Raw genomic sequence first — 25,512 nt, forward strand, 5'->3', positions numbered from 1 at the left:
ACCGAGCGAGCGCGAGGCGGCTCATAGCGTCAGGTAACTGATAAATCGGCTCAACAGGCCCAGGCCAATGGTCACTGCCAACACCACCACCAGGAGCATCCACGGCCGGAAAGGTCGGCGCTCGACTTGGTGCTGGGACAAATGCAGGTACTCTTCGACATGCTTTTGGTCGTCGGGGTTCAGGCGGCTGGTCATAAAGGCCTCGTCAGTAGACGTTGCTGAATGTGTAGAAGCTACAGGCGGATTTAACGCACGTTGAACGGAGCATAGCCGCTGTCCGGGATGGGCTCGACGCTCACCGTGTCGTCCAGTCGAATGATTCCACTTTGTATCACCCGGGCGGTGATTCCGCCATGGCCGCGCACAGCCTGAAAAGACCCTGGGCCGAGGCTGTTTTGCAGGCGCGCGCAAGGCTGGCACCAGCCGGTGGTTTCGAAAATCGCCTGGCCGATCCGGAAGCGCCGGCCCTTGAGGCTGAACAGGTTGATACCGCTGATAACGAGGTTGCGCCGCAAATCATTAGGTAACACCGGTTGATCGTCCGGGCGGCCCATCAGCGAACTGATGACGGCCAAGTGTTCCCATTGAATCAATGTCACCTGCCGCGCATTACGGATGCCGGGACGGGCTCGATCGCCAGTCAAACCGGCCTCGAGCCGCGCTTCCACGGCATCCAGTTCGATCATCGGTACGTGAGGTTCAGGGCGTACGCCGATCCAGCGTACGCGGCCGGTTTGCGGGACGTGTGCGATCAATTCCTGCAATGGGCTCACAGGCTGATGCCGACATCGAAGACGATGCTGCGCCCCAGGTTACTGCGCAGGAAATCCGGTGCATCCGGGTGCGCGAACAGTACTCGGGCAAACGTCGGGCCGACCAGCGACAACGAACGCCAGCCCTGGCGCAGGTATTCGGTGGGCGGCGGAAAATGGCTGTTGAGGTCCAGCACTTCTCGCTTGAGGCTGGCGAAGGCAATGATGTCGAGCTCCCCCAGGTCCATGCCGCGTTCTTTGTAGTTGTGCGCTTTTTTGCGCAAGGTCGGCGCCAGTCGCAGCAAAAACTCATTGGCGGGGATGCGTTTGGGTTTGGCTTCGCGTCGCACCAACTGGCTCAGGGAAAACGCGCTGCGTCGACGTTGCAGTTCGTCGCGCCATTCGTCGTTCAGTCGCCGACCCTCATCGAGTACGAAAAACACCTCGAAATTCGCCTCGCGAAACAACACGTCCGGCGGCTCGCCGGCCGGAGCGAACTCGTCGGCGCGGTAGGGAATGTTCAGGCCTTGCAGCAGGCGCTGGCACACCCAACGCTCACGCTCCCATTTGCGGGCATTGGAAAGGAACGCGTTGGCTTGCTCGGCCGCGATGGTCAGCAGGCGTAAATAATCTGAGTCATCCATAGGCCCAAGCTTAGCGTTCAAATGCGACAAGCAGAAACCGTTTACCGGCATTGGAGATCACTGGGCAGTCAGAATCGGCGGTGTAGACTGATGGCCATCATGCATAAGCGATGGGACAAGGGGTGAACATGAAATATTGGCCGGTGTTGCTGCTCAGTTTTCTGCCCTTGTGGGCCCAGGCGCTGGCGGTGGGTGAACGACTGGCGCCCTGGACCCTGCTCGATCAGTTCGATCAGGCATTCACACTCGATAATCAGACGCAGACGCTGCTGGTGGCACGAAGCATGGAAGCCGCCAAACTGGTTGAGGCGGCGTTGCAAGGCCAGCCCAAGGGCTATCTGGAGGCGCGTCATGTCGTATTTTTAGCGGACATCCAACGCATGCCACAGCTGATCGCGAAGATGTTTGCCATTCCGGCCATGCGCGATTATTCCTACAGGGTAATGCTCGACCGTGACGGGCGCGTAGTGCCGCGTTACCCCGGGGCGGGGGACAAAGTGCTGTGGCTGCAACTCAATGCAGGCCAATTAGTGGCGCAACACGAATACGCCACGGCCGCGCAGCTGCATGAGGCGCTGGAGAAGGTCCGGCCATGATCGGTGCCGAGCTGCTGTCACCCGAAACGCTGACGGTCGGCTGGCTGATCTATGCGCCCGTGCTGCTCTGGGCGATCTGGCGTGCGCCCTGGGTCGAGCTGTTCACCGACAGTCGGCGCCAGCATTTGCTGTTCGGCACGGTGTTCGCGTTGTTCATGCTGTGGCTGGTGCGACGGGATTTCGATACCGGTGTGTCTTATCACTTCATCGGCATGACGGCCGTCACCTTGTTGCTGGATTGGCCGTTGGCAATCGTCGGTGGCTTGATTGCGCAGCTCGGGCTGGTGCTGCTCGGGCGTCAGGACCTGGTTGCCGTAGGGGTAAACGGGGCGTTGCTGATTTTGCTACCCGTGCTGGTTACTGAGTGCATCGCCATCCTGGTAGAGCGGGCGCAACCGCGAAATCCCTTTGTGTATATCTTCTGTTCCGGTTTTTTTGCCGCCGCGCTGTCGGCATTGTTGTGTCTGCTGCTGGCGCTGGGGTTGCTGTGGTACGACGAAATTTTTGTCATGCCGTATTGGCTGGAAGATTTTATCGGCTATCTGTGGCTGCTGATTTTTCCGGAAGCGTTCATCAACGGCATGATCGTCAGCGCGCTGGTGGTGTTTTGCCCGGAATGGCTGGAGACGTTCAACCGCACACGCTACCTGTCGGCCCCTTGGAAAGACGACGATCCGAAGTCTTGATCCACATCAAATCGGCTTTCGACCGGCGAACTCATGCTCGACCAAACCTTGAGGAGCATGGGCATGAGTGTGTACGAATGGGCAAGACAGGAGCTGCGTCAGAGTCTGGATGGGGCGCAGGAAGTGGGATTTGATCCGGGGTTGAGCCTGCGCGCCTTGCTCAGTGCAGTGGTGCAACAAAGCAAGGCGGTGCGCAGTATCGAGGACCTGGCCGATGAGTTGCGCTTTCTCGCGGAAAACCTCGATGACGACCAGGACTACGGTTTTATGCGGCCCTGAGAAGTCAGTGGCGCGGATCGAAGTCTTCACTGAACATTTCGTCTTCAGCGTCCGGGCTGACCGGAATCTTGTGTTCTTCCGATGCCCATGCCCCGAGGTCGATCAGTTTGCAACGGTCCGAGCAGAACGGCCGAAATTTGTTCTCGGGGCTCCATTCGACAGGCGCGCCACAGGTTGGGCATTCGACGGTAGGGATCTGGCTCATGACTGGCCTCCACGCAAAGTAAGGTAAAAGTGATGCAGGCGTTCGACCTCGCTGTGCAGCCAGGCGAGGTCGCGGTCGTTGACCACCACATCGTCGGCATGGCTCACGCGGTCCTCACGGCTGGACTGGGCCTTGAGGATCGCCTGGACCTGTTGCTCGCTGGTCTGGTCACGCTGCAAGGTGCGTTCGATCTGTAACTGTTCCGGCGCATCGATCACCAGCACCCGTTGGGTCATGGCGTACTGCCCGGACTCGATCAGCAGTGGCGAAACCAGAATCGCGTAGGGCGATTGTGCCTTGGCCAGATTGTGTGCGATTTCTTCACCGATCAACGGATGCAGCAGGCCTTCGAGCCACAGGCGTTCCTGCGGTACTTCAAAAATCAATTTCCGAAGAGCGGCGCGGTCCAGTTGCCCATCGGCTTGCAACACGCCGGGGCCGAAATGTTCAGCGATCGCGGCCAGTGCCGGGCGACCCGGTTCGACCACCCAACGCGCCGCATGATCAGCGTCGACGACGTGAATGCCCAAGTCGATGAAGTGTTGGGCCGCGGCGCTTTTGCCGCTGCCGATGCCGCCGGTCAGGCCGAGAATCCAGGGTTTTTCCACAGGGGTATTCATTTCAAACCGACAAACTGCCAATAGAAGTCGGTTATTTGACCACCCCAGAGCAAGGCAATCCAGCCGGCAATCGCCAGATAGGGGCCGAAGGGGATTGGCGACGAAGTTTTCGCGTCGCGCAGGCGCAACAAAATCACCCCGAGAAGGGCGCCTGCCAGCGATGACAGCAGGATCGTCAGTGGCAAGATCTGCCAACCGCCCCAGGCACCGAGCATGGCCAATAACTTGAAATCGCCGTGACCGATCCCGTCCTTGCCGGTAATCAGCTTGAACAGCCAGTACACCGACCACAACGCCATGTACCCGGCCACTGCGCCCCACAGCGCTTCATGCAGTGAGACGAAAACCCCGAAGCTGTTGACGATCAACCCCAACCACAGCAGCGGCAACACCAGTACATCCGGCAGCAATTGGTGCTCGGCGTCGATCAGGCTCATCGCCAACAAGCCCCAGGTCAGCAGAAGCACCATGCAAGCCTGCCAGCCGAAACCGAAATGCCAGGCGATAAACGCCGAGAGCAGGCCGCAGGCCAGTTCGGTCAGCGGATAGCGCTTGCTGATCGGTGCGGCGCAGTTCGAGCAGCGACCGCGTAAAAACAGGTAACTGAGCACCGGGATGTTTTCCCACGCGCGAATGCGATGGTCGCAGTGCGGGCAGTGGGAGTGGGGCAGCATCAAGTTGTAGGTCGGGCCCGGCACTTCGGGAGGCACGCCCAGTACGTCGTTGGCTTGCATCCGCCATTCACGCTGGAGCATTTTCGGCAGGCGCCAGACCACCACATTGAGAAAACTGCCCACCACCAGGCCTACCGCCAAGGCGATGACCACGAAGAACGCCGGGTAAACCGTGAGGATTTCAGTCAGTGGCATGTCAGATCGCTGAGCCAAGTTGGAAGATGGGCAGGTACATCGCAACCACCAGGCCTCCGACGATAACACCGAGCACGACCATGATGAATGGCTCCATCAGGCTGGTGAGGTTATCGACCATGTTGTCCACTTCGTCTTCGTAGAAACTCGCGACCTTGTCGAGCATGTCGTCCAGCGCACCGGACTCTTCGCCAATGGCCGTCATCTGAATCGCCATGTTGGGAAAGATGCCGGACGTGCGCATGGAAAAATTCAGCTGCATGCCGGTCGACACGTCCTGCTTGATGCGCAGCACCGCACGCTTGAAGACGATGTTGCCGGTGGCGCCGGCCACTGAATCCAGCGCTTCGACCAATGGCACGCCAGCGGCGAAGGTGGTCGACAACGTACGGGCGTAGCGGGCCACGGCAGATTTGTACATCAGTGTGCCAATCAGCGGCAGTTTCAACAGCCAGGTGTCGAGCCAGTCGCGAAACCCCGGGGATGTCTTGAAGGCGTGACGCACGCCGAAAATGCCCGCGAACAACCCGCCGAGCATCGCCCACCACCACTGCTGCATGAATTCCGACAGGCCGATGACCATTACCGTGAACGCCGGCAGTTCGGCACCAAAGCCTTTGAACACCGACTCGAACTGCGGCACGACCTTGACCAGTAAAATCCCGGTGACAATGATCGCGACGAAGACCACGGCCAGCGGGTAGGTCATGGCTTTTTTGATCTTGGCCTTGAGGCTTTCGCTCTTTTCCTTGTAGGTCGCAACGCGCTCCAACAGGGTGTCGAGGGCACCGGCCTGCTCGCCGGCGTCCACCAGGTTGCAATAGAGCTCATCGAAATACTGCGGCTTCTTGCGCAGGGAGGCGGCGAAGCTGTTACCCGCCGCCACTTCCTGTTTCACCTCGTCCACCAGCTTGCGCATGGCCGGGTTATCGAAGCCTTCGCCGATGATGTCGAACGATTGCAACAGCGGCACGCCGGCTTTCATCATGGTCGCCATCTGCCGGGTGAACAGGGCAATGTCCTGGGCCTTGATGCGTTTGCCGAAACTGAAAATCGACGCGGATTTCTTGCGCACCTTGCCCGGGTTAATGCCTTGCTTGCGCAGTTGGGCCTTGATCAACGCCGGGTTCTGGCCGCTCAACTCGCCGGTCATTTTCGTGCCTTTGCGGTCTGTGCCTTCCCAGGCATAGACGCTGATTTTTGCTGCTTTGACCGCCATGTTCAGTCCTTGGTGACCCGATTGATTTCTTCAAGACTGGTGAGGCCGTGCATGGCCTTGATCAGGCCCGAGGTGCGCAAGTCGTTGAAACCGTCCTTGCGCATCTGGCTGTCGATTTCCAGCGAATTGCCTTCGGCCATGATCAGCCGTTGCAAATCCTTGGTGTTCTTCACCACTTCATAAATCCCGACTCGCCCTTTGTAGCCGCCGTTGCACTGATCGCAACCGACCGGTTCATAGATCGTGAATGAGCCAATGCGTTCCTCGGGGAAGCCTTCCTTGAGCAGCGCTTCGCGGGGGATCTCGATGGGGGTCTTGCAGTGGTTGCACAATTTACGCGCCAATCGCTGGGCGATGATCAGGGTGACCGAGGTGGCGATGTTGAAGCCCTGAATGCCCATGTTGTGCAATCGGGTCAGGGTTTCGGCGGCGCTGTTGGTGTGCAAGGTGGACAGCACCATGTGCCCGGTCTGCGCAGCCTTGATGGCGATTTCGGCGGTTTCGAGGTCGCGGATTTCGCCGACCATGATCACGTCCGGGTCCTGGCGCAGGAATGAACGCAGTGCCTGGGCAAAATCCAGCCCTTGCTTGGGATTGACGTTGACCTGGTTGATGCCTTCCATGTTGATCTCCACCGGGTCTTCGGCGGTGGAAATGTTGATGTCCACGGTATTGAGGATATTCAGGCCAGTGTAGAGCGACACGGTCTTGCCCGAGCCGGTGGGCCCGGTGACCAGAATCATCCCCTGTGGCTGCTTCAGGGCGGCCATGTACAGGTCTTTCTGGTCGGGCTCGTAGCCGAGCGCGTCAATGCCCATTTGCGCGCTGGCCGGGTCGAGGATCCGGATCACCACTTTCTCGCCCCACAAGGTCGGCAGGGTATTGACCCGAAAGTCGATGGACTTGCTTTTGGACAGGCGCATCTTTATCCGCCCGTCCTGAGGTTTGCGCCGCTCGGAGATGTCCAGGCTGGCCATGACTTTCAGCCGCGCCGCAATGCGGCTGGCCAACTGGATGGGCGGCTTGGCCACTTCGCGCAACATGCCGTCGGTGCGCATCCGCACGCGGTAGGTTTTTTCGTAGGGCTCGAAATGCAGGTCGGACGATCCGCTCTTGATCGCGTCGAGCAGCATTTTGTGGACAAACCGCACCACGGGGGCGTCATCGGCATCCTGCCCGGCGATGGCGTCATTTTTACTGTCGTCGGCCGACTCGATGTCCAACCCATCGAGGTCAACGTCCGCCATGTCTTCCAGGCCACTGGCATGGCTGTCGAAGAACTTCTCGATGGCCTCGCTGAGTTTGTCGTCCTCCACCAGGATGGCTTCGGTGTTTAGCCCGGTGCTGAACTGAATGTCATTGATCGCCTGGTGATTGGTCGGGTCGGAAACCCCCACGAACAACTTGTTGCCGCGCCGCCAGAGGGGCAGGGCGTGGTGCTGGCGGATCAGCTTTTCGCTGACCAGTCCCTTGGGCTGGGTTTCCTTGTCCAGGCCATTGAGGTCAAGCAGCGCCATGCCGAAATGCTCCGAGGCGATCTCGGCGATCTGTCGGCTCTTCACCAGCTTGTTCTGCACCAGATAACTGACCAGGGAGATTTTATTGCGTTGGGCTTGCTGATACGCCTGTTGCGCGCTTTTGTCAGTGAGCAGCTCGGCCAGGACCAATTGCTTGGCCAGACCGCTAAGGGCGATGTCATTCATTGGGATACCGGACGCAGACAGTTCATGACTTATAGCCTAGTCAAGGACCCGAGCCCAACCAGCCGTGTTGAGGTGACAAAAAGTGTCAGATAGTGCGGTTGCTGGGTGTAGGAAAGCTCTTTTGATCGATCCCGCGTCCCGCCAGCAGGGGCTGTAGCGCTTGGCACGGGCTGTGCTGGAGTTCTTTCAGATCATGAGATTCCGACTCATGCATGGAGCTTGTCTATGAAGACTCAGAAAGGTTTTACCCTGATCGAACTGCTTATCGTGGTGGCGATCATCGGGATCCTCGCGACGTTTGCGTTGCCGATGTATTCCAAATATCAGGCGCGGGCGAAAGTGACGGCGGGTTTGGCCGAGATTTCCGCGATGAAGGTGCCGTATGAAGATGTGATCAACCAGGGCACTGCGCCAACGGTTGCCAACGTGGCGCCGGCAGGTAGCGCCACGACCAGCAATTGTACGGTCGCGGTGACCGGTACGGCTTCCACAGGCGCGGGTACGATTGTGTGCACGATTCTGAATGCACCGGCGCCAGTGCTGAGCAAGACCATTACATTGACCCGCGATGCTACCAATGGCTGGTCGTGTACCAGCACCGCTCAACAAGATTACGTGCCTAAAGGTTGCACGGGTTCCGCTACGTAAACGGCGACTTCCCGTACAGCCCCGCGTCCAAAGGACTCGGGGCTTTTTTTTGCTTGCGAATGCCTTCCAGACACAGAAAAAAAGCCAAAAAATTCAGCGTGTTAGGAACTTTGTGAAATCCCGCATGTTGCATGCAGAGATTTCCAAGGTCATGCATTTTGCATGATTTCGAAAATGGGGCTAATTCGTAACCTGTTGATTTATAAGGAGTTGTTAGTCGTCTCAAAGTTGGCACAGCGTTCGCAATATACCCAGTAACCCTGCTGAGAAGACAACCAGCAGACTTTCTAGAAAAACAGGAGTTACTCGTATGAAGAAGTTCGCTATCGCTGCCGCTGCTGCTACCGCGCTGACCCTGACCATGGCCAACGCAGCATTCGCACAGACCACCACCACCCAAGCGCCAATGACCTTGGCTGCAGGTGAAGTCGACAAGGCTCAGGAAGCTACTTCCGACACCTGGATCACCACCAAAGTCAAAAGCGACCTGCTGACCGAAAAAGGCATTCCTGGTACCGACATCAAAGTCGAAACCAATAAAGGTGTTGTGTCGCTGTCGTCCACTGTTGCAGTGACTGATTCCCAGAAAGCCACCGCCGTGGCGATCACCAAGAAAATCAAAGGCGTCAAAGCGGTCTCCGCTGACGGCCTGAAAGCCGAGTAAGGCAAGACTTCTCGCCTGGACCGGGAGAAGGTGTGGCAGACGGGCCGAGCAATACGCCTGCCGCTTCTTAGGAGTTCATGCGAACGGCCATAAGGATGTGGCCATTACAGGCCTCCGACATTCGTGTCGGGGGCCTGTTCTATTTGGAACAGCAACAAAGATCAAATGTGGGAGCGGGCTTGCTCGCGAATGCGCTGGTTCAGTCAACACAGATGCTGAATGAGAGACCGCATTCGCGAGCAAGCCCACTCCCACATTTTTGATTGTGGCCCTTTGAGACTGTGGTGAGTTCAGTTACCGCGTTTGCTGGTGATCTGCGTCAGGCGATTTCCTTCAAACCTGAGGAACTGGTACATCCCGCCATTGGGCCCGTATGTCCATTCTTCCACCTGAAACTCCTCGCGGCGGTTGGCGCTACGTTTGTAGCCTAACAAGTCGCGGCTGACCGGTTCCCCGCATTTCTGCAGCACTTCGCTGGACCGGTCCCCAACGCTGATCAATTGACTGCCGCAGCGCAGCGTATCGGCCGCCGAGGCCTGGCTGGCAGCCATCACCAATGCCAGGCCCGCTAGCAATCGCATCACCCTCACTCCGCGTCCAGATGCAACGGCGTCACCACCCAGCCGTCACTTTCGGCTTCGCCAAGGTTGGCGTCGACGAAGTACACGCGGTCATCGGCCAACTGACCCTTATCCACCAGATAGTCCTTGATGCTGCTGGCGCGTTCTTGCCCCAACTGACGCAACAGCACGTCGCTGGTGCTCCAGAACTTGATCACGTCGGCACGCATTTTCGCGGTGCGTTCTTCCTTGCCCAGGTCCTTCCATTCGGCTGGCGGCTGAGTCTTCAGGCGCGTGCGGTAGATGCCTTCCAGCAGCGGGCCTTTCTCGTTCTCCGGGACCTGCACCAATGAAGCCTGGGCCGGCACCTTGTCGCCGCGTCGCTGGAGCATTTTGTAGTAGTTGTACTGGTATTCACGTTCCAGGCGTTGTTCGGCAATTAGCGGGCCGTCGCTGCTGGCGGCGGCCGTGCCTTCGATTTCCAGGCGAAGGGCCGGACGTTCCTTCAAGGCCTGGGACAGTTTGATCAGAGCGCCTTCGGCGTCCTTGCTCAAGTCGCTTGAACCCGGCGCAAACGACACGGTGCCCAGGTCCTCGGAACCGCCGCCACTGACCAGTCCGCCAATCAGTTTGAACGGCGCAGCGGCCGCTTTGACGATCAGGTTGCGCAGGGTTTGCCAGACAATCGGCATGATGCTGAATTGCGGATTATTGAGGTCGCCGGTGACGGGCAACTCGATGGAAATCTTGCCATCGACATCCTTGAGCAAGGCAATCGCCAGTTTCAGCGGCAGGCTCACGGCATCCGGGCTGTCGACCTTTTCACCGAGTTGCAATTGCTCGATCACCACTTTGTTCTCGGCCTTGAGCTGGCCTTTGGTGATCAGGTAATGCACATCGAGATTGAGCCGGCCCTTGCGGATGCGATACCCGGCGAATTTGCCGGAGTAGGGCGTGAGGGTAGTCAGTTCTACCCGTTTGAAACTGGTGGCAATGTCGAGGCTGGCCATCGGGTCGAACGGATTGACCGCGCCCTTGATGGTCACCGGTGCATAACGGTCAACCTTGCCTTTGATATCCACGCTGGCCGGTTTCGCCTGACGGCTGTCGATGGTGCCGATCTGTCCGTTGAGCTGTTGGATGGCGGTGGCGAAGTTCGGTGTCAGGCTGAAGTCGGCGAAGTTGGCCGAACCGTCATTGATGGCAATGCCGCCGATGTGAATACCCAGTGGTTTGTCTTTGCTGGCCGGTTTGGCCGCGGTGGTTTTGGCGCCGCTGTCGGGCGGTTGCGGGATCAACAGGTCATCGATGTTGGTGGTGCGATCATCGTTGATCATAAAGCGCGCATACGGCTGGAACAGGTTGACCTTGTCGATCGACAGGCTGTCACCATGCTGATAGTTCAGGCCTTCGAGCACCAGTTGTTGCCACTTGAGAAAGTCGCGGGTTTTAAGGGTGTCGAGGGTGTGCAACTGATCGACCTGAGCACGACCGGTGACGCTGAACGCCAGCGGTTCGGTGCTTTTCAGATCGACCGTCAGGTCACTGCCGAGCATGCCGCTGCGCAGTTCCAGGCGAATGAACGGGGTGATGTAGGACTGGGCGACACGCAGGTCGATGTCTTTGGTCTGCACCTTCAGTTTGGCGCTGACCGGGGCGAGATTGACCACGCCGTCGGCCAGGAGCTTGCCCTGTTTGCCCACGCCGGTGTCGAGCTTGAGATTGAAAGGCGAGCCGTTAAGGCTGTCGAAATTCTGCAGGTCCAGGTTCAACGGGCCGACTTCCAGCGCTACGGCGGGTTGTGCCTTGCGGTCGGCGAGGTGCACCTGGTAATCGCGCAGCTGTACGTCTTTGAGCAGCACTTGCCACGGTTTGCTCGGTGGCGCCGGTTCAGGCTTGGGCGAGTCGGCTGCCGCTGGCGTACTGGCGGGTTCGGCATTGGCTTTGGCGGCAGGTTTGGACGGTTGGCTGGCGAACAGCTTTTGCCAGTCGAGTTGCCCATCGGCTTCGAGGGAGGCCCAGGTTTCCAGTTTCTGGCTGCGAATCTTGCCGACCACCACTTGCTGCTTGGCCAGGTCGATTGTGGTTTCGCTGATGTCCAGTCGTGCCAGCTTCGCCAAAGGACGGCCGTCCGGGGCCTTGATCGCGAACGGTGCGATGCTGACCGCGACGTTGTTCAGCAGCAGTTCGGTTTCTTTGGACAGGTTGAGTTTGTAGTCGGTGCTGAGGCTCATGATGCCGCTTTCGAGGTCCAGGGGCACGGCGTCGCGCACATAGGGCCAGAAGGCTTGCATCTTGCCATCGGTGATTTTCAGCTTACCTTCGGAGGCGAGCGGGATCAGGCTGAAGTTGCCGGTCCAGTCGACCTGTCCGCCGTTGGGGCCGATGGCCACCAGGGTCATGTCGGCGCTGTCGTCGGGCAGGGTGCTGAGGTTTTTCAGCTCGAAGTCGAGTTTGTCGTAGAGAAATTCAATCGGTTCGCTGGGGCGCGAGTCTTCGAAGTGCACCGCGCCGCCCGCCAGATTGATCCGGTCCACGCGCAGCGGAAATGGCTTGGCGTTCGGGTCGGCAGGGGTCGGTTCGCTCGCGGGCAGTTTGAACAGCCCGAGCAGGTTGAGCTGGCCGTCCTTGCCGAAGAGGATTTCAGTCTTGGGCTTGTCCAGTTCGATGTCGGACAGATGCACGGCCTTGGTCCAGAGACTGTCGACTTGCACATTGGCGTACAGGCGTTCGAAGCCGATCTGCTCCTTGCCCGGCTCGCCGATGACCAGCCCCCAAAGGGTCACTTCAAGGCTGAACGGGTTGAGTTCGATCCGTTGCAGGTGGGCGGGCACCGTGGCGTAGTTGGCCAATTGCTGGTTGGCAACCCGCAACGCGATGCCCGGCAAAATCAGAAACCCCAGCAAGCTGTAGAGAGCCAGAGCAGTCAACAAGGCGCCGATAGCGCGAATCAATCCTTTGGGCATGTGTGGCTTCATCTGTCTGAATCAAAGTGCCTTGGAGTATGGCACGCGATTACGGTTCCGAAGCCATCACGCTTTATAGGAATTGTCTGAAAGTCAGGCGGAATGTCAGAGCTGCAGGATCAGCGTTTTCAGCGGAGGTTGTTGATCCATCGACGGAAAATCCCCGCCCGGCTTCATCACGGTCCACTCGCGCACCGGTCGCCCGGCCTTCTCTGCACAGCGCAATACCTGTTCGCGCCAGTCGTCCATGCTGACCTTTGCCAGGTTATTGCAGCAGATCAGCACGCCGTTGTCGGCGGTGGTCAGCAGTGCGGGTTTGAGCAGGCTCTGGTAGTCGCGCAGCAGGTCGACGGTGCCGAAAGCACTCTTGGCCCAGGCGGGAGGGTCGAGCAGCACCAGGTCGTACTGACGCTGTTCCAGTCGCTGGTAGCTCGGCAGTTTCTGCCCGCGCCGTTGACTGATCGGCAGGCCCGCCAATTGGCGGATGGCCGGGAAGTAATCGGACTGGATGAACTCCATGGCAGGCAATTGTGGATTGAGCAGTCCGTTCTCATGGCCGACCGCCAGGTTGCCTTCGGCAAAATCCAGGTTGCACACCTCACGGGCGCCACCGGCCGCAGCGCTCAGGCCGACGCCACAGGTGTAGGCAAACAGGTTGAGCACACTTTTGTTTTGGCTGTGTGCCTTGACCCAGCCGCGGGTGTTGCGCAGGTCGAGGAACAGCAGCGGGTCCTGGCCAGCGTGACGCCCGCGAACACGATAGTTCAGGCCCCATTCGTGGCCTATCAGGTCCGCCAGCGCGGCTTCATCGGCCCGGTAGACCGTGTCTTCGCGGTCGATCCGTGAATTGCCACGGGAGCGGTCGTTGTAGACCAGCAGGGTGTCGAGGCCCAAGTGCTGATTGATTGCCTCGTGCACTTGCAGCAGCGCATCGCGTTCCAGCGACTGGTGAAAGCTTTGCACCAGCAGTTGCGGGCCGTAGCGGTCGATGGTCAGGCCGCCGGCGCCTTCCTGGCTGCCGTGGAACAGACGATAGCAATCGGTGCCTTGCTGATGCAGTTCGGCAAGCAGGTCCTGGCGATGTTCCAGGGCGGCGCGCAGCGCCTGATTCAAGGTAGACATGCTGGGCGCCTTGCAGGAGGGAATTTGGCGCGGGAGTTTAACAGCTTGAAGCCATACCGAGGTGCTGCCTTCGCGAGCAGGCTCGCTCCCACAGGGATTTTGTGTTCGACACCGATCAAATGTGGGAGCGAGCCTGCTCGCGAAGCTTTTAGCTTTTCAGGTGAGCAACCCCATTCGCCGCTTCGCCCGCTGCACCGATCCATTACGCACCGCCCAGCGCAACATCGGCGCACTGCGATTGACGCTGGCGCGGATCAGTTGGCGTTGCAACGGGTTCTGGCTGACGCCCAGCATGTCACTGGCCCAGTCCGGCAGCAGATCGATCCCGGCCTGCATCATCAGCCCACCAAAAGGCTTGGCCAGACGGCTGGGCGATGGTGCATTCAACAACAGTCGCAAGACTTCACGGCTGCGTTCATCGCACAGCAACTGTGGGCGAATGCGCTGAAGGTAATCAGCGATGTCCTGTCGTGAACGGGGCACATCACGGGCGCCCAGTCGCTCGGCGATCATTGCGATTTCTTCGTAGTAACGGTCCTGGTCGGCCAGTGACAGATGCGGGTTGCGGTAACGCAAATGCGCGGCGAGGAAGTTGCTGACCTCGGCCACGTGCACCCAGGTCAACAGGTCCGGATCGCTGGCCGCATAGGGGCGCCCATCCGGCGCGGTGCCGGTCACTTGCAGGTGGATGGTGCGGACTTTCTCGATCAGCCAGTCGGCATCTTTCTTTGAGCCAAACGTGGTGCCGGAGATGAACTGCCCGGTACGGCGCAGTCGGCCGAGCATGTCCTCGCGGAAATTCGAATGGTCCCAACCCCCGGCCAGGGCCAGGGGATGCAAGGCTTGCAGCATCAGCGCACTGATGCCGCCGATGAGCATGCTGCTGAAATCGCCGTGCACTTGCCAGCTCACCGAGTCGGGGCCGAACAGGCCCGGATCACCCTTGGGGTTTTCCAGGTCGAGCTTGCCGAGGGACAGACCGGTCAGGCTCATGACTTGGGTTTCGATGCGGGTGCGGATGAATTCCATGGCGACTCAGTGGCGAAAAATGAAACGCGGCCATGGCTGGCCGCGTCGGGCTTATTGGTTCAGGCGTTTATCGACCAGGTCCTGAACAACGCTCGGATCGGCCAGGGTCGACGTATCACCCAGGGTGTCCAGTTCGTTGCAGGCGATCTTGCGCAGGATACGCCGCATGATCTTGCCCGAACGGGTTTTCGGCAAGGCCGGGGCCCATTGGATCAGGTCAGGTTTGGCGAAGCTGCCGATTTCCTTGCTGACGTGGGCCAGCAATTCTTTCTTCAGTACGTCGTTGGGCTCGGTGCCGTTCATCGGCGTGACGAAGGCGTAGATGCCCTGGCCCTTGAGGTCGTGGGGGTAGCCGACCACAGCGGCTTCGGCAATGCTGTCATGCAGCACCAGGGCACTTTCCACTTCGGCGGTGCCGATGCGGTGACCGGAGACGTTGATCACGTCGTCGATGCGCCCGGTGATCCAGTAGTCGCCGTCCTCATCGCGTCGCGCGCCGTCGCCGGTGAAGTAATAACCGGGGTAGGGTTTGAAGTAGGTGTCGACCATCCGTTGCGGGTCGCCGTAGACGCTGCGGATCTGCGCCGGCCAGCTGGATTTGATCGCCAGCACGCCGCTGCCGGCGCCTTGGATTTCCTTGCCCGTCTCATCGAGCAACACCGGTTGCACGCCGAACATCGGTTGCGTGGCGCACCCTGGTTTGATCCGTTGCGCGCTGACCAGCGGGCTGAGCATGATGCCGCCGGTTTCAGTCTGCCACCAGGTGTCGACTATCGGGCAACGTTGTTCGCCGACGGCATTGAAGTACCAATCCCACGCCTCCGGGTTGATCGGCTCACCGACGCTGCCGAGTAATCTGAGGCTGGCGCGGGACGTTTCCTTCAGCGGTTCCGGCCCTTCGCGCATCAGCGAACGCAACGCAGTTGGCGCGGTGTAGAAAATGTTCACGTGGTGTTTGTCGATCACTTGCCAGAACCGCGAGCTGGTCGGATAACTCGGCACGCCCTCAAAGATCAGCGTGGTCGCGCCGTTGGCCAGCGGACCGTAGACGATGTAGCTGTGGCCGGTGACCCAGCCGACATCGGCGGTGCACCAGAACACTTCGTTATCACGGTAGTCGAGCACGTATTTGAAGGTCATCGCCGCTTGCAGCAGGTAGCCGCCGGTGGTGTGCAACACGCCTTTGGGTTTACCGGTGCTGCCGGAGGTGTAGAGGATGAACAGCGGGTCTTCGGCGTCCATCGGCTCCGGCGGACAATCGTCGCTGACGTCACGCAAGGCCTGGTGATACCAAAGGTCGCGGCCTTCAACCCAATTCACTTTACCTTGTGTGCGCTCGACCACGATTACGGTGCTGACGTTGGGGCAACCCTCCAGTGCCTTGTCGACTTTCTCTTTAAGCGGCACGAATTTGCCGCCGCGCACGCCTTCATCGGCGGTGATTACGGTACGGCAATCGGCATCGAGAATTCGATCGCGCACCGAGTCCGGGGAGAACCCGCCGAAGACCACCGAATGCACCGCGCCGATTCGCGTGCAGGCGAGCATGGCGTAGGCGGCTTCAGGAATCATCGGCATGTAGATGCACACACGGTCGCCTTTCTTCACGCCACGGCTTTTGAGCACGTTGGCCAGTCGGCAGACGTTGTGGTGGAGTTTTTTGTAGGTGATCTGTGCGGATTCGGCGGGATCGTCGCCTTCCCAGATAATTGCGATCTGATCGCCGCGCTGTTGCAGATGACGGTCGATGCAGTTGTAGCTGACGTTCAGTTTGCCGCCGGCAAACCAGCTGGCTTCGCCGGTTTTCAGGTTATAGCGCTGGACGGTGTCCCACGGCGTGCTCCAGTCGAGAAAGCGCAAGGCTTGTTCGGCCCAAAAGGTGGTGGGGTGCTCGATGGATTCGCGGTACAGGCGGTGATAGTCGTCTTGACTCAAATGCGCAGCCCGGCGGACGGCATCGGCTTTGGGGAACGTGCTGATATCGAACATGACGGTTCCTTATGCTTGTTTTGCGACAAGTAATAAAGATGCGCCGAGCGGTCAGCGGGTTCAAGTCATACACAAAACCAATGTGGGAGCGGGCTTGCTCGCGAATGCGGTGTGTCAGTCAACACTTAAGCTGAATGACACACCGCATTCGCGAGCAAGCCCGCTCCCACAGGGGGTTGGTGTTGCCCACAGGTTTTGTGTTTCAAACCTGTGGGCAAGGCGTCAGATCAACCGCGGTGACGGCCGCGGAAGTAGTTGATCAAGCCTTGGGTCGAAGCATCGTCAGCCGGGGTTTCTTCGCTGCCGACCAGGCGGTTGTAGACGCCTTTGCCCAGTTCTTTACCCAGCTCCACGCCCCACTGATCGAAGGCGTTGATGCCCCAGATCACGCTTTGCACGAAGACTTTGTGTTCGTACATCGCCACCAGTGCGCCGAGGCGACGCGGGCTGATGCGTTCGACCACCAGGGTGTTGCTCGGACGGTTGCCCGGGATCACCTTGTGCGACGCCAGTTTCTTCACGTCTTCTTCGCTCATGCCTTTGTCACGCAGCTCGGCTTCGGCTTCGGCAAGGGTCTTGCCGAGCATCAGCGCCTGACTCTGCGACAGGCAGTTGGCGTACAGCCACTGGTGGTGGTCGGACACCGGGTTGAAGCTGACGATCGGCACGATGAAGTCGGCCGGGATCAGTTGGGTGCCCTGGTGCAGCAACTGGTGATAAGCGTGTTGGCCGTTGCAACCGACGCCGCCCCAGATCACCGGACCGGTGTCGGTGGACACCGGGGTGCCGTCCTGACGCACACTCTTGCCGTTGGATTCCATGTCCAGCTGCTGCAAGTGCTTGGTGATGTTGCGCAGGTAGTGGTCGTACGGCAGGATCGCGTGGCTTTGTGCGCCCCAGAAGTTGCCGTACCACACGCCGAGCAAGGCCAGCAGAACCGGCATGTTCTGTTCGAATGGCGCGGTCTGGAAATGCTGGTCCATGGTGTAGGCACCGGACAGCAGTTCCTTGAAGTTCGACATGCCGATGGCCAGGGCAATCGGCAAACCGATGGCCGACCACAGAGAGTAACGGCCGCCGACCCAGTCCCACATCGGGAAGATGTTTTCTTCACGAATGCCGAACGCCACGGCTGCCGCGTTGTTGCTCGATACGGCGATGAAGTGACGATACAGCTCGGCTTCCGAACCGCCCTGAGCCAGGTACCAGGCGCGAGCGGCCTGGGCATTCTTCAGGGTTTCGAGGGTGTTGAAAGACTTCGACGACACGATGAACAGCGTGGTTTCGGCGCGCAGCTTCTGGGTCAGTTCGTGGAACTCACTGCCGTCGATGTTCGCCAGGTAGTGGCAGCGCACACCTTTTTGGGCGTAGGACAGCAGCGCTTCGGACACCAGTTCCGGGCCGAGGAACGAGCCACCGATGCCGATGTTCACCACGTCGGTGATCGGCTTCTCGGTGTAACCGCGCCACAGACCGTCGTGGATGCGGCCCACGAGGTCGGTGATCTGGTTCAGCACTTTGTGTACTTCAGGCATCACGTTGACGCCGTTGACCGACAGCTTGTCGCCTACCGGGCGGCGCAGTGCGGTGTGCAGGGCCGGACGACCTTCGGAGGCGTTGACGATTTCGCCTTCGAACAACGACTTGATCGCGCCCTTGAGGTCGACTTCATTGGCCAGGCCCACCAGCAGGTTGCGGGTCTCGGCGTTGATCAGGTTCTTCGAGTAATCGAGAAACAGCCCGCAGCTGCTCAGGGTGAATTGGGTAAAGCGCTGCGGGTCGGCATTAAAGGCTTCGCGCATGCTGAAATCCTGCATGGCTTGGCGGTGATCATTCAACGCCTGCCAGGCGGGCAGGGCGGTCACGTCGTGAGGAGTGCGGTAGTACGCCATCGCTGCGGGTTTCCTTTTTACTTGAACGGCTTTTTGATCACTAAAAATCCCGGAGCGCTGCGGGTCGGCGTCCGGTCAACTGCGTCGACACGATTTCATGGCGCAGGGCGAATACAGTAAACCCCGCGCCTTGATCTGTCTTGACTTTGTCTGACCTGTTTCCGGTACTTTTTTAACATCAAAGTTAGAAGCGGCCGACAAACGGAAAAAAGACAGGACTACGGCTCGATCAGGCGACCTGGACCGGAATGGCGTTGCTGGTATGGCTCAGTTCATTGCCCGGTGCCATGTAGAGCATGCGCGGCTTGAAGTTGAGCAGCTCGGCTTCGCTGTAATGAGCGTAAGCGCAGATGATCACTCGGTCACCGACCTTGGCCTTGTGGGCAGCGGCGCCGTTGACCGAAATCATGCGCGAGCCTTCTTCGCCACGGATGGCGTAGGTGGTGAAGCGTTCGCCGTTGTCGACGTTATAGATCTGGATTTGCTCGTATTCACGGATGCCGGACAAGTCCAGCCATTCGCCGTCGATGGCGCAGGAGCCTTCGTAATCAAGTACAGCGTGGGTAACTTCGGCGCGATGCAGCTTGGCCTTGAGCATGATGGCGTGCATGAGTGTTTCCCCAGGTCGGAATCGAACGGCGGGCAGTTTGCCCGAAGGCTTTGGAGGCAGCAATACAGCTTGGAATCAGACGCAGATCTACTGTGGGAGTGGGCTTGCTCGCGAATGCGGTGTGTCAGTCAATATCAATGCTGACTGATACACCGCATTCGCGAGCAAGCCCGCTCCCACATTTGTTTTGCGGTGTTTTAGGCGGGGGCGTCTAGGTTCAGGTGCAGGTTGTCGATCAACCGCGTGGTGCCGAGGAACGCCGCCACCAGAATCACCAGGTCACGATCTTCCGGTGTCGCCGGGCGCAAGGTCAGCCCATGGCGAATTTCCAGGTAGTCGGTGCGCAATCCCGCGGCTTCGAGCTGCTTGATTTGCGCGTCGATCAACGCCGGGAAATCCCGATCACCCTGTTTGATCGCGTCGGCAATCGAACTCAGGGTGCGATAGACCACCGGTGCCACGGCACGCTGTTCTTCGCTGAGGAAACCATTGCGCGACGACAGCGCCAGGCCATCGGCCGCGCGGACGGTCGGTTCGCCAATGATCTGGATCGGCATGTTCAGGTCATGCACCAGGGATTTGATCACCGCCAGTTGCTGGAAGTCTTTCTGGCCGAAGATCGCCAGGTCCGGCTGGACCATGTTGAACAGCTTGCTGACCACCGTTGCCACACCTTCGAAATGCCCCGGACGGCTGGCGCCGCACAGGCCTTCCGACAGCAGCGGAACGCTGACACGCGTCTGGCCGGCCATGCCGTCCGGATACATTTCTTCAACAGTCGGCGCAAACAGCAGGTGGCAACCGGCCTGGAGCAGTTTCTCCTGGTCTGCGGCGAGGGTGCGCGGGTACTTGTCGAGGTCTTCGCCGGCACCGAATTGCAGCGGGTTGACGAAAATGCTCGCGACCACGAAATCCACCCGTTGGGAGGCTTTGGTAATCAGCGCGACATGACCGCTGTGCAGGTTGCCCATGGTCGGCACGAAGCCGATGCGCTTGCCTTCGCTGCGGGCGCGGGCCACGGCGGCCCGCAGTTCGCGTACGGTTTTTACGGTGTTCATGCAGAGAATCCGTGTTCGATACCTGGGAAAGTCGCCGCTTTGACTTCAGTCACGTAAGCACTCAGGGCTGCTTGAAGGGTCGGCTGGCCGGTCATGAAGTTCTTCACGAATTTTGGCACGCGACCGGTAATCGACAACCCCAGCATGTCGTGCAAGACCAGCACCTGGCCGTCGGTGCCACTGCCGGCGCCAATTCCGATCACCGGAATGCCCACCGCCTGGGTAATTTCCTCCGCCAGTTCGCTCGGCACGCACTCAAGCAGCAACATGGCAGCACCGGCCTGTTCCAGCGAAATCGCGTCGGCACGCATCTGCCGCGCCTGGTTTTCGTTGCGGCCCTGGACTTTGTAACCGCCCAGGATATTCACCGATTGCGGCGTCAACCCCAGGTGCGCGCACACCGGGATGCCGCGCTCGGCCAGCAGCCGAATCGAGTCCGCCAGCCACAGTGCACCTTCTACCTTGACCATGTGCGCACCGGCCTGCATCAACAGGGCACTGTTGGTCATGGCTTGTTCGGTGGTGGCGTAGGCCATGAAGGGCAGGTCGGCGAGGATGAGCGCATCGGTGTTGCCGCGTTTGACGGCTGCGACGTGGTAAGCCATTTCGGCAGTCGTCACGGGCAGGGTGCTGTCGTGACCTTGCAAAACCATGCCGAGGGAGTCGCCCACCAGCAGCACTTCGACGCCAGCCTCATTACAGGCGTGGGCGAAGGTCGCGTCATAGCAGGTCAGCATGGTGATTTTTTCACCTTTTTGCTTCAGACCTTGCAGAGTGGTCAGGGTGATGGCTGGCATGAAAAGATCCTCATTCAGGCGCTGTGGAAACTACTGCGAGTAACGCGCGTGATTCTTCGTTAAATACAGGCGCACGGTCTGTTGTCGTGCTTTTACGGCCTGGATTGCGCCCTTCAACGCCGTGTTGGCGGCAGCGGGACGCCTATAGTCGTGAGGAGAACTCGGGAAGTCAATTGCATGTGTTACCGCATTGTTACGACAGGGGTGTTACCGGGGTAACTGATGCGATTCAGCAACTATCGATCTCATGTTCGACATAAAACTAATGTGGGAGCGGGCTTGCTCGCGAATGCAGTGTGACAGTCAACAAATAAGCTGAATGACACACCGCATTCGCGAGCAAGCCCGCTCTCACACTAGATTTGCGTCAATTTTGTGGGAGGCGTTCCAGGCCGACGAACGGGCAGGCTGCGAGTAAATCTTTCAGCTTGCGGCCATCGGCCAGACGCAAATTCACAGGCGCCAGTTCGGCCAGCGGATACAGGACGAAGGCCCGTTCCTGCAGGTGGTAATGCGGAACCTTGAGACGAGGCTCATCGATCAGTCGATCGCCAAACAGCACGATGTCCAGATCCAGCGTACGAGGGCCCCAACGCTCAAGACGCTCGCGCCCCTGCCCATTCTCGATGGCTTGCAGCGCATCGAGCAGGTCCAGCGGCGCGAGTGTGCTGTCGAGGGCGGCGACCGCGTTGGTGTAACGCGGTTGGCCGGGTAGCAGCGAGTCGCTCTGATAGAAAGCGGACACCCCGACCAGTTCGGTCTGCGGTAATTGCGCCAGCGCTTCGACGGCGCTGCGCAATTGTTCGGCGGGGTCAGCCAGATTGCTGCCCATGCCGATGTAGATGCGTTCCATGGATTACTCGCCCGAGACGCTCGGTGCGCCGGCAGCGCGTTTACGCTTGGCGCCACCGCTGCGGCGACGTTTGCGTGGTGCGCCGGTGCCGTCTTCCTTGCCGCTGAGGTCGCGGATCATGTCGCGACGTTCGCTGTCGTTGGCGTCCTGATAATCCGTCCACCATTCGCCCAGGCCATCGGTCTGCTCGCCGGCGCTTTCGCGCAGCAGCAGGAAGTCGTAACCGGCACGGAACCGCGGATTCTCCAGCAACAGATCGGCGCGCTTGCCGCTACGGCGTGGCAGGCGCTCCTGCATGTCCCAGATCTCGCGAATCGGCATGGTGAAGCGTTTCGGGATGGCGATGCGCTGGCACTGTTCGGCAATCAGCTCGTGAGCGGCTTCCTGCATGGCCGGAATCGGCGGCATGCCACGTTCTTGCAGACGCAATACGCGAGCCGGCAGGGCAGGCCACAACAGGGCGGCAAACAGGAACGCCGGAGTGACCGGTTTGTTCTGCTTGATGCGCAGGTCCGTGTTGACCAGCGCATCGCTGATCAAGGTGTGGGTGTACGTCGGGTTGTATTCCAGCGCCTCGGCACTGGCCGGGAACAGTGGATCGAACAGCTGCAGGTCGACCAGCATCTCGAAGGTGTCCGCGGCGTGGCCGGAGAGGAACAGCTTGAGCACTTCTTCGAACAGGCGGGCCGACGGAATCTCGCGCAGCATCGGTGCCAGCTCGCGGATCGGCGCGGCGCTGTGTTTTTCGATACCGAAATTCAGCTTGGCGGCAAAACGCACGGCCCGCAGCATCCGCACCGGGTCTTCCTGGTAGCGCTGTTTCGGGTCGCCAATCAGGCGGATCAGGTGATTGCGGATGTCGTGCACGCCGTTGGCGTAATCGAGGATGCGCTCGCTGACCGGATCGTAATACAGGGCGTTGATGGTGAAGTCGCGGCGTTGCGCGTCTTCTTCCAGGGTGCCGTAGACGTTATCGCGCAGGATGCGTCCGCTTTCGTTACGGGAAGACTGGTTGCTGTCTTCTTCCTCGTCGTTTTGCGGGTGATTGGCGCGGAAGGTCGCCACTTCGATGATTTCGCGACCGAAGTGAATGTGCACCAGTTTAAATCGGCGACCGATGATCCGCGCATTGCGGAATTCGGCGCGCACCTGTTCAGGCGTGGCACTGGTGGCGACGTCGAAATCTTTCGGCGTGATGCCGAGCAGCATGTCACGCACGCAGCCGCCGACCAGGTAAGCCTGGTAACCGGCGTTCTGCAGGCGTTCGACGATATTCACCGCGTAACGGCTGAATTGGGCCTTTTGCAGCGAGTGTTGGCCGCTGTTGAGCACTTCAGGCGTACTGCGAATGTGTTGCGTATGACGCTTGGGAGAACGGAATGACTGGAACAGCTTCTTCAGCATGGGATGCACTGTTTGAAGGAATGTTCGGCCATAACAGAAGAATGACCGCATGATGGGCGGGGATTCTAGCATTTAGTCGAGGGATGGTGTAGGAAGCTGCGCAAGCGCTTGAAGGGGGTATCTGGCAGACGCTATCCGTGTAGCAGCTGACGAGCAACGCGAGGCTGCGTCCGGCGGCGAAGCCGTCGTAATTGCGGTGTGTCAAATTAAATGGGTCGTCTGTATTGCGACTGCTTCGCAGCCGGACGCAGCCTCGCGCTGCTCGACAGCTGCTACACGAGCCGAACGCAGCTGCTACAGGTCGGGCGGGGTTTGGGGACTTCGGCGTAAACGCCAGAAACTACAAGGGGAGCCGAAGCTCCCCAAGAAGTAGTTGCATGCTCTATTTTTATTATTGGTTTCGGGCTTTTTGTTTTTGTTAAGTGCCCTCGCCATGAAGCTTTTCCTTCATGACCCTCCCAATCGGGAGCCAAGAGCAAACGGATTGCTTTGGTCGCTGTGCTGCAGTGATCTTGCGATCCAACCAGTTCAGGCACTGTCTTAGGACAGTTTTTTATTATTCTCGGCCTGGTCGTGGGGCAAGCCCCAAATACAACGCCTCTCCAAAAGAATCAGTTAGCTGCGCCTCTCGCCGTCTTGTTTTTATTGTGCGTGAGTCGATTCGTCTTATTTTTATTATGTTATGCATTGCTTGTTATTGTTCTTGTACCAAACATATAGCAGGGTGCGTGCCAACTTTTTCGAACCCCAGTAAAACAAGGGGTTAGGTCGTTTGGTGGGGTTTTTCGAGGCCAAAAAAAGCCGGGGCTTCGTTACCGTAAGCCCCGGCTTCTGTTACGTGAAAAAACTGGGGTAACAGTTTTTTCACAAAGTCATGTGTTACCCACACCTCAGACAGGTGACATTCAGCTTTCGCTGGCGACACCAGTCTTGCGCCGCGGGATGCCCAGGCGCTGACGACGCTCCCACAGGCATTTGCGGCTGACCCCGAGTTTGCGCGCCAGCTCGGTTTCGGTCATGTGGTCTTGATGCTCGAGGACGAAGTGCTGGAAGTAGTCTTCGAGTGACAAGTCTTCGGTCGGTTCATGGCTGGAGTTACTGCCATTGCCGCCCTGCTGCGGTGCCAGGCCGATGAACTCGTCCTCTTCCAGGCCGCTCAGCTCGATGTCGATACCCAGCAGCTCGGCAGAAATCTCCGGGCTCTCGCACAGGATCACAGCGCGCTCGACAGCGTTTTCCAGCTCGCGAACGTTACCGGGCCAGGAGTAGTGACGAATCGCCTGCTCGGCATCCGGGGCGAATTTCAGATCGGTGCGGTTGACCCGCGCGCTCTGTCGCGCCAGGAAGGCATTGGCGATTTCGTTGACGTCCGCACCACGCTCACGCAAGGCCGGCAGTTTCAGGGCGATCACGTGGAGGCGGTAATACAAGTCTTCACGGAACTGGCCGATTTTTGCCAGGCTCTTGAGGTCGCGGTGCGTCGCGGCGATCAAACGTACGTCGACCTTTTGCGATTGCACCGAACCCACCCGGCGAATTTCGCCTTCCTGCAATACGCGCAGCAAACGGGCCTGGGCTTCCAGAGGCAGTTCGCCGATCTCGTCGAGGAACAGGGTGCCGCCGTCGGCTGCTTCCACCAGACCGGCACGCCCGGCGCTGGCGCCGGTGAATGCGCCTTTTTCGTGACCGAACAGCTCGGACTCGATCAGGCTTTCCGGAATGGCCGCGCAGTTCACCGAAATCATCGGCGCCTTGGCGCGCTTGGACAGGTTGTGCAGGGCGCGCGCCACCAGTTCTTTACCGGTGCCGGATTCGCCCTGGATCAACACGTTGGAATCGGTTGGCGCGACTTTACGGATTTTGCTGTAAAGGTCTTGCATCGGCGGGCACGAACCGATGATGCCGATTTCGCCGTTGCTGTTATCGACGCCCGCTTTCGCAGCGCCATTGGTGGCTTTGCCAACAGGCGCTTCGCCACCGGCCGGCAACGATTGCCGATCACGCAGGATACGGGCGACAGCCTGGAGCATTTCATCGTGATCGAAAGGCTTGGCGATGTAATCCACCGCGCCCATCTTCATCGAGTCGACCGCCGACCGCAGGCTGGCGTAGCTGGTCATGATCAGCACTGGCGTGCCCTGGCCGAGTTTGATCAACTCGGTGCCCGGAGCGCCCGGCAGACGCAGGTCACTGACGATCAGGTCGAACGTGGGAATAGTGAAGCGTTCTTGTGCTTCCTGCACTGAACCGGCTTCGCTGACCTGGTACTGGTTGCGTTCCAGCAGGCGGCGCAAGGCGGAGCGGATAATTGTTTCGTCTTCGACGATCAAAATGTGCGGCATTGATT

General features: G+C 59.3%; 25 protein-coding genes. 5 read left to right on the forward strand and 20 right to left on the reverse strand.

The annotated features are described in order from the left end of the window. Nucleotides 1-21: 21 nt before the first annotated feature. From BK660_RS12405 to BK660_RS12415, 3 genes are read right to left on the reverse strand one after another with little or no spacing between them, the layout of a single operon-like run. On the reverse strand, nt 22-195 hold the full coding sequence (locus tag BK660_RS12405; protein ID WP_032833555.1) for a DUF3094 domain-containing protein: 174 nt from the start codon (nt 193-195) through the stop codon (nt 22-24). 50 nt (nt 196-245) lie between these two features. After that, entirely contained in the window at nt 246-773 is a 528-nt protein-coding gene (locus tag BK660_RS12410) for an MOSC domain-containing protein (protein ID WP_123433531.1), read from the reverse strand. Next, nucleotides 770-1,396, reverse strand: coding sequence for a DUF1780 domain-containing protein (locus BK660_RS12415; protein ID WP_007942303.1), 627 nt, complete (start codon nt 1,394-1,396; stop codon nt 770-772). Before BK660_RS12415 ends, BK660_RS12410 begins: the two co-directional genes overlap by 4 nt. A gap of 128 nt (nt 1,397-1,524) precedes the next feature. Between BK660_RS12415 and BK660_RS12420 the strand changes: the two genes are divergently transcribed. The 3 genes from BK660_RS12420 (at nt 1,525) to BK660_RS12430 (ending at nt 2,957) form a co-directional block, all read left to right on the forward strand. Further along, nucleotides 1,525-1,992 carry an FAD/FMN-containing dehydrogenase gene (locus tag BK660_RS12420; protein WP_123433532.1) on the forward strand — a complete coding sequence of 156 codons (468 nt, stop codon included), beginning with the start codon at nt 1,525-1,527 and terminating at the stop codon, nt 1,990-1,992. Beyond that, nucleotides 1,989-2,678, forward strand: coding sequence for an energy-coupling factor ABC transporter permease (locus tag BK660_RS12425; protein ID WP_123433533.1), 690 nt, complete (start codon nt 1,989-1,991; stop codon nt 2,676-2,678). The genes BK660_RS12420 and BK660_RS12425 overlap by 4 nt, the downstream gene beginning before the upstream one ends. Before the next feature lie 63 nt (nt 2,679-2,741). Then, complete coding sequence (locus tag BK660_RS12430) at nt 2,742-2,957, forward strand: hypothetical protein (protein WP_027924171.1); 216 nt, start codon at nt 2,742-2,744, stop codon at nt 2,955-2,957. A gap of 4 nt (nt 2,958-2,961) precedes the next feature. On the opposite strand, the gene yacG is transcribed toward BK660_RS12430, so the two are convergent. Genes yacG through pilB form a run of 5 tightly spaced genes read right to left on the reverse strand, consistent with a single transcriptional unit; the run spans nt 2,962 to nt 7,573 of the window. Next, entirely contained in the window at nt 2,962-3,162 is a 201-nt protein-coding gene (gene yacG, locus BK660_RS12435; RefSeq protein WP_123433534.1) for a DNA gyrase inhibitor YacG, read from the reverse strand. Continuing rightward, the gene (gene coaE / locus BK660_RS12440; protein ID WP_123433535.1) at nt 3,159-3,782 is read right to left on the reverse strand and encodes a dephospho-CoA kinase; all 624 of its coding nucleotides are present in this window, start codon (nt 3,780-3,782) and stop codon (nt 3,159-3,161) included. The genes yacG and coaE overlap by 4 nt, the downstream gene beginning before the upstream one ends. Beyond that, entirely contained in the window at nt 3,779-4,651 is an 873-nt protein-coding gene (locus BK660_RS12445) for a prepilin peptidase (RefSeq protein ID WP_123433536.1), read from the reverse strand. Before BK660_RS12445 ends, coaE begins: the two co-directional genes overlap by 4 nt. A 1-nt stretch (nt 4,652) precedes the next feature. Then, nucleotides 4,653-5,870, reverse strand: a complete 1,218-nt coding sequence (locus BK660_RS12450; protein WP_123433537.1) for a type II secretion system F family protein — start codon at nt 5,868-5,870, stop codon at nt 4,653-4,655. A 2-nt stretch (nt 5,871-5,872) separates the two neighbouring features. Then, complete coding sequence (gene pilB, locus BK660_RS12455) at nt 5,873-7,573, reverse strand: type IV-A pilus assembly ATPase PilB (protein WP_123433538.1); 1,701 nt, start codon at nt 7,571-7,573, stop codon at nt 5,873-5,875. A gap of 225 nt (nt 7,574-7,798) precedes the next feature. Between pilB and BK660_RS12460 the strand changes: the two genes are divergently transcribed. Next, nucleotides 7,799-8,221: a pilin gene (locus BK660_RS12460; RefSeq protein ID WP_027924165.1), complete on the forward strand. Its 423-nt coding sequence runs from the start codon at nt 7,799-7,801 to the stop codon at nt 8,219-8,221. Between the two features lie 310 nt (nt 8,222-8,531). Then, entirely contained in the window at nt 8,532-8,885 is a 354-nt protein-coding gene (locus tag BK660_RS12465; protein ID WP_123433539.1) for a BON domain-containing protein, read from the forward strand. 290 nt (nt 8,886-9,175) lie between these two features. Here the strand turns inward: BK660_RS12465 and BK660_RS12470 are convergent, their stop codons facing one another. The 12 genes from BK660_RS12470 to BK660_RS12535 form a co-directional block, all read right to left on the reverse strand. Further along, nucleotides 9,176-9,466 (reverse strand): DUF2845 domain-containing protein, encoded by a 291-nt coding sequence (locus BK660_RS12470; protein WP_123433540.1) that lies wholly within the window; start codon nt 9,464-9,466, stop codon nt 9,176-9,178. Nucleotides 9,467-9,471: 5 nt separating this feature from the next. Beyond that, complete coding sequence (locus BK660_RS12475; RefSeq protein ID WP_123433541.1) at nt 9,472-12,423, reverse strand: DUF748 domain-containing protein; 2,952 nt, start codon at nt 12,421-12,423, stop codon at nt 9,472-9,474. 93 nt (nt 12,424-12,516) lie between these two features. Beyond that, nucleotides 12,517-13,533, reverse strand: coding sequence for a class I SAM-dependent rRNA methyltransferase (locus tag BK660_RS12480; protein WP_123433542.1), 1,017 nt, complete (start codon nt 13,531-13,533; stop codon nt 12,517-12,519). A gap of 156 nt (nt 13,534-13,689) precedes the next feature. After that, the gene (locus BK660_RS12485) at nt 13,690-14,562 is read right to left on the reverse strand and encodes an oxygenase MpaB family protein (protein ID WP_123433543.1); all 873 of its coding nucleotides are present in this window, start codon (nt 14,560-14,562) and stop codon (nt 13,690-13,692) included. A 51-nt stretch (nt 14,563-14,613) separates the two neighbouring features. Beyond that, entirely contained in the window at nt 14,614-16,551 is a 1,938-nt protein-coding gene (gene acs / locus BK660_RS12490; RefSeq protein WP_123433544.1) for an acetate--CoA ligase, read from the reverse strand. Nucleotides 16,552-16,778: 227 nt separating this feature from the next. Continuing rightward, nucleotides 16,779-18,443 carry a glucose-6-phosphate isomerase gene (gene pgi, locus BK660_RS12500; protein WP_027924158.1) on the reverse strand — a complete coding sequence of 555 codons (1,665 nt, stop codon included), beginning with the start codon at nt 18,441-18,443 and terminating at the stop codon, nt 16,779-16,781. Between the two features lie 229 nt (nt 18,444-18,672). After that, on the reverse strand, nt 18,673-19,053 hold the full coding sequence (panD, locus tag BK660_RS12505; RefSeq protein WP_003228271.1) for an aspartate 1-decarboxylase: 381 nt from the start codon (nt 19,051-19,053) through the stop codon (nt 18,673-18,675). 197 nt (nt 19,054-19,250) lie between these two features. Beyond that, nucleotides 19,251-20,111: a pantoate--beta-alanine ligase gene (panC, locus tag BK660_RS12515; RefSeq protein ID WP_123433545.1), complete on the reverse strand. Its 861-nt coding sequence runs from the start codon at nt 20,109-20,111 to the stop codon at nt 19,251-19,253. Beyond that, entirely contained in the window at nt 20,108-20,908 is an 801-nt protein-coding gene (gene panB, locus BK660_RS12520) for a 3-methyl-2-oxobutanoate hydroxymethyltransferase (RefSeq protein WP_123433546.1), read from the reverse strand. The genes panC and panB overlap by 4 nt, the downstream gene beginning before the upstream one ends. A 367-nt stretch (nt 20,909-21,275) precedes the next feature. Then, nucleotides 21,276-21,761 carry a 2-amino-4-hydroxy-6-hydroxymethyldihydropteridine diphosphokinase gene (gene folK, locus BK660_RS12525; RefSeq protein WP_123433547.1) on the reverse strand — a complete coding sequence of 162 codons (486 nt, stop codon included), beginning with the start codon at nt 21,759-21,761 and terminating at the stop codon, nt 21,276-21,278. A 3-nt stretch (nt 21,762-21,764) separates the two neighbouring features. Beyond that, entirely contained in the window at nt 21,765-23,165 is a 1,401-nt protein-coding gene (locus BK660_RS12530) for a polynucleotide adenylyltransferase PcnB (protein ID WP_170219149.1), read from the reverse strand. Nucleotides 23,166-24,070: 905 nt separating this feature from the next. Further along, entirely contained in the window at nt 24,071-25,507 is a 1,437-nt protein-coding gene (locus BK660_RS12535) for a sigma-54-dependent transcriptional regulator (protein WP_123433549.1), read from the reverse strand. Nucleotides 25,508-25,512: the final 5 nt, after the last annotated feature.

The organism is Pseudomonas brassicacearum (assembly GCF_003732265.1).
GTDB classification, from domain to species: Bacteria; Pseudomonadota; Gammaproteobacteria; order Pseudomonadales; family Pseudomonadaceae; genus Aquipseudomonas; species Aquipseudomonas brassicacearum_D.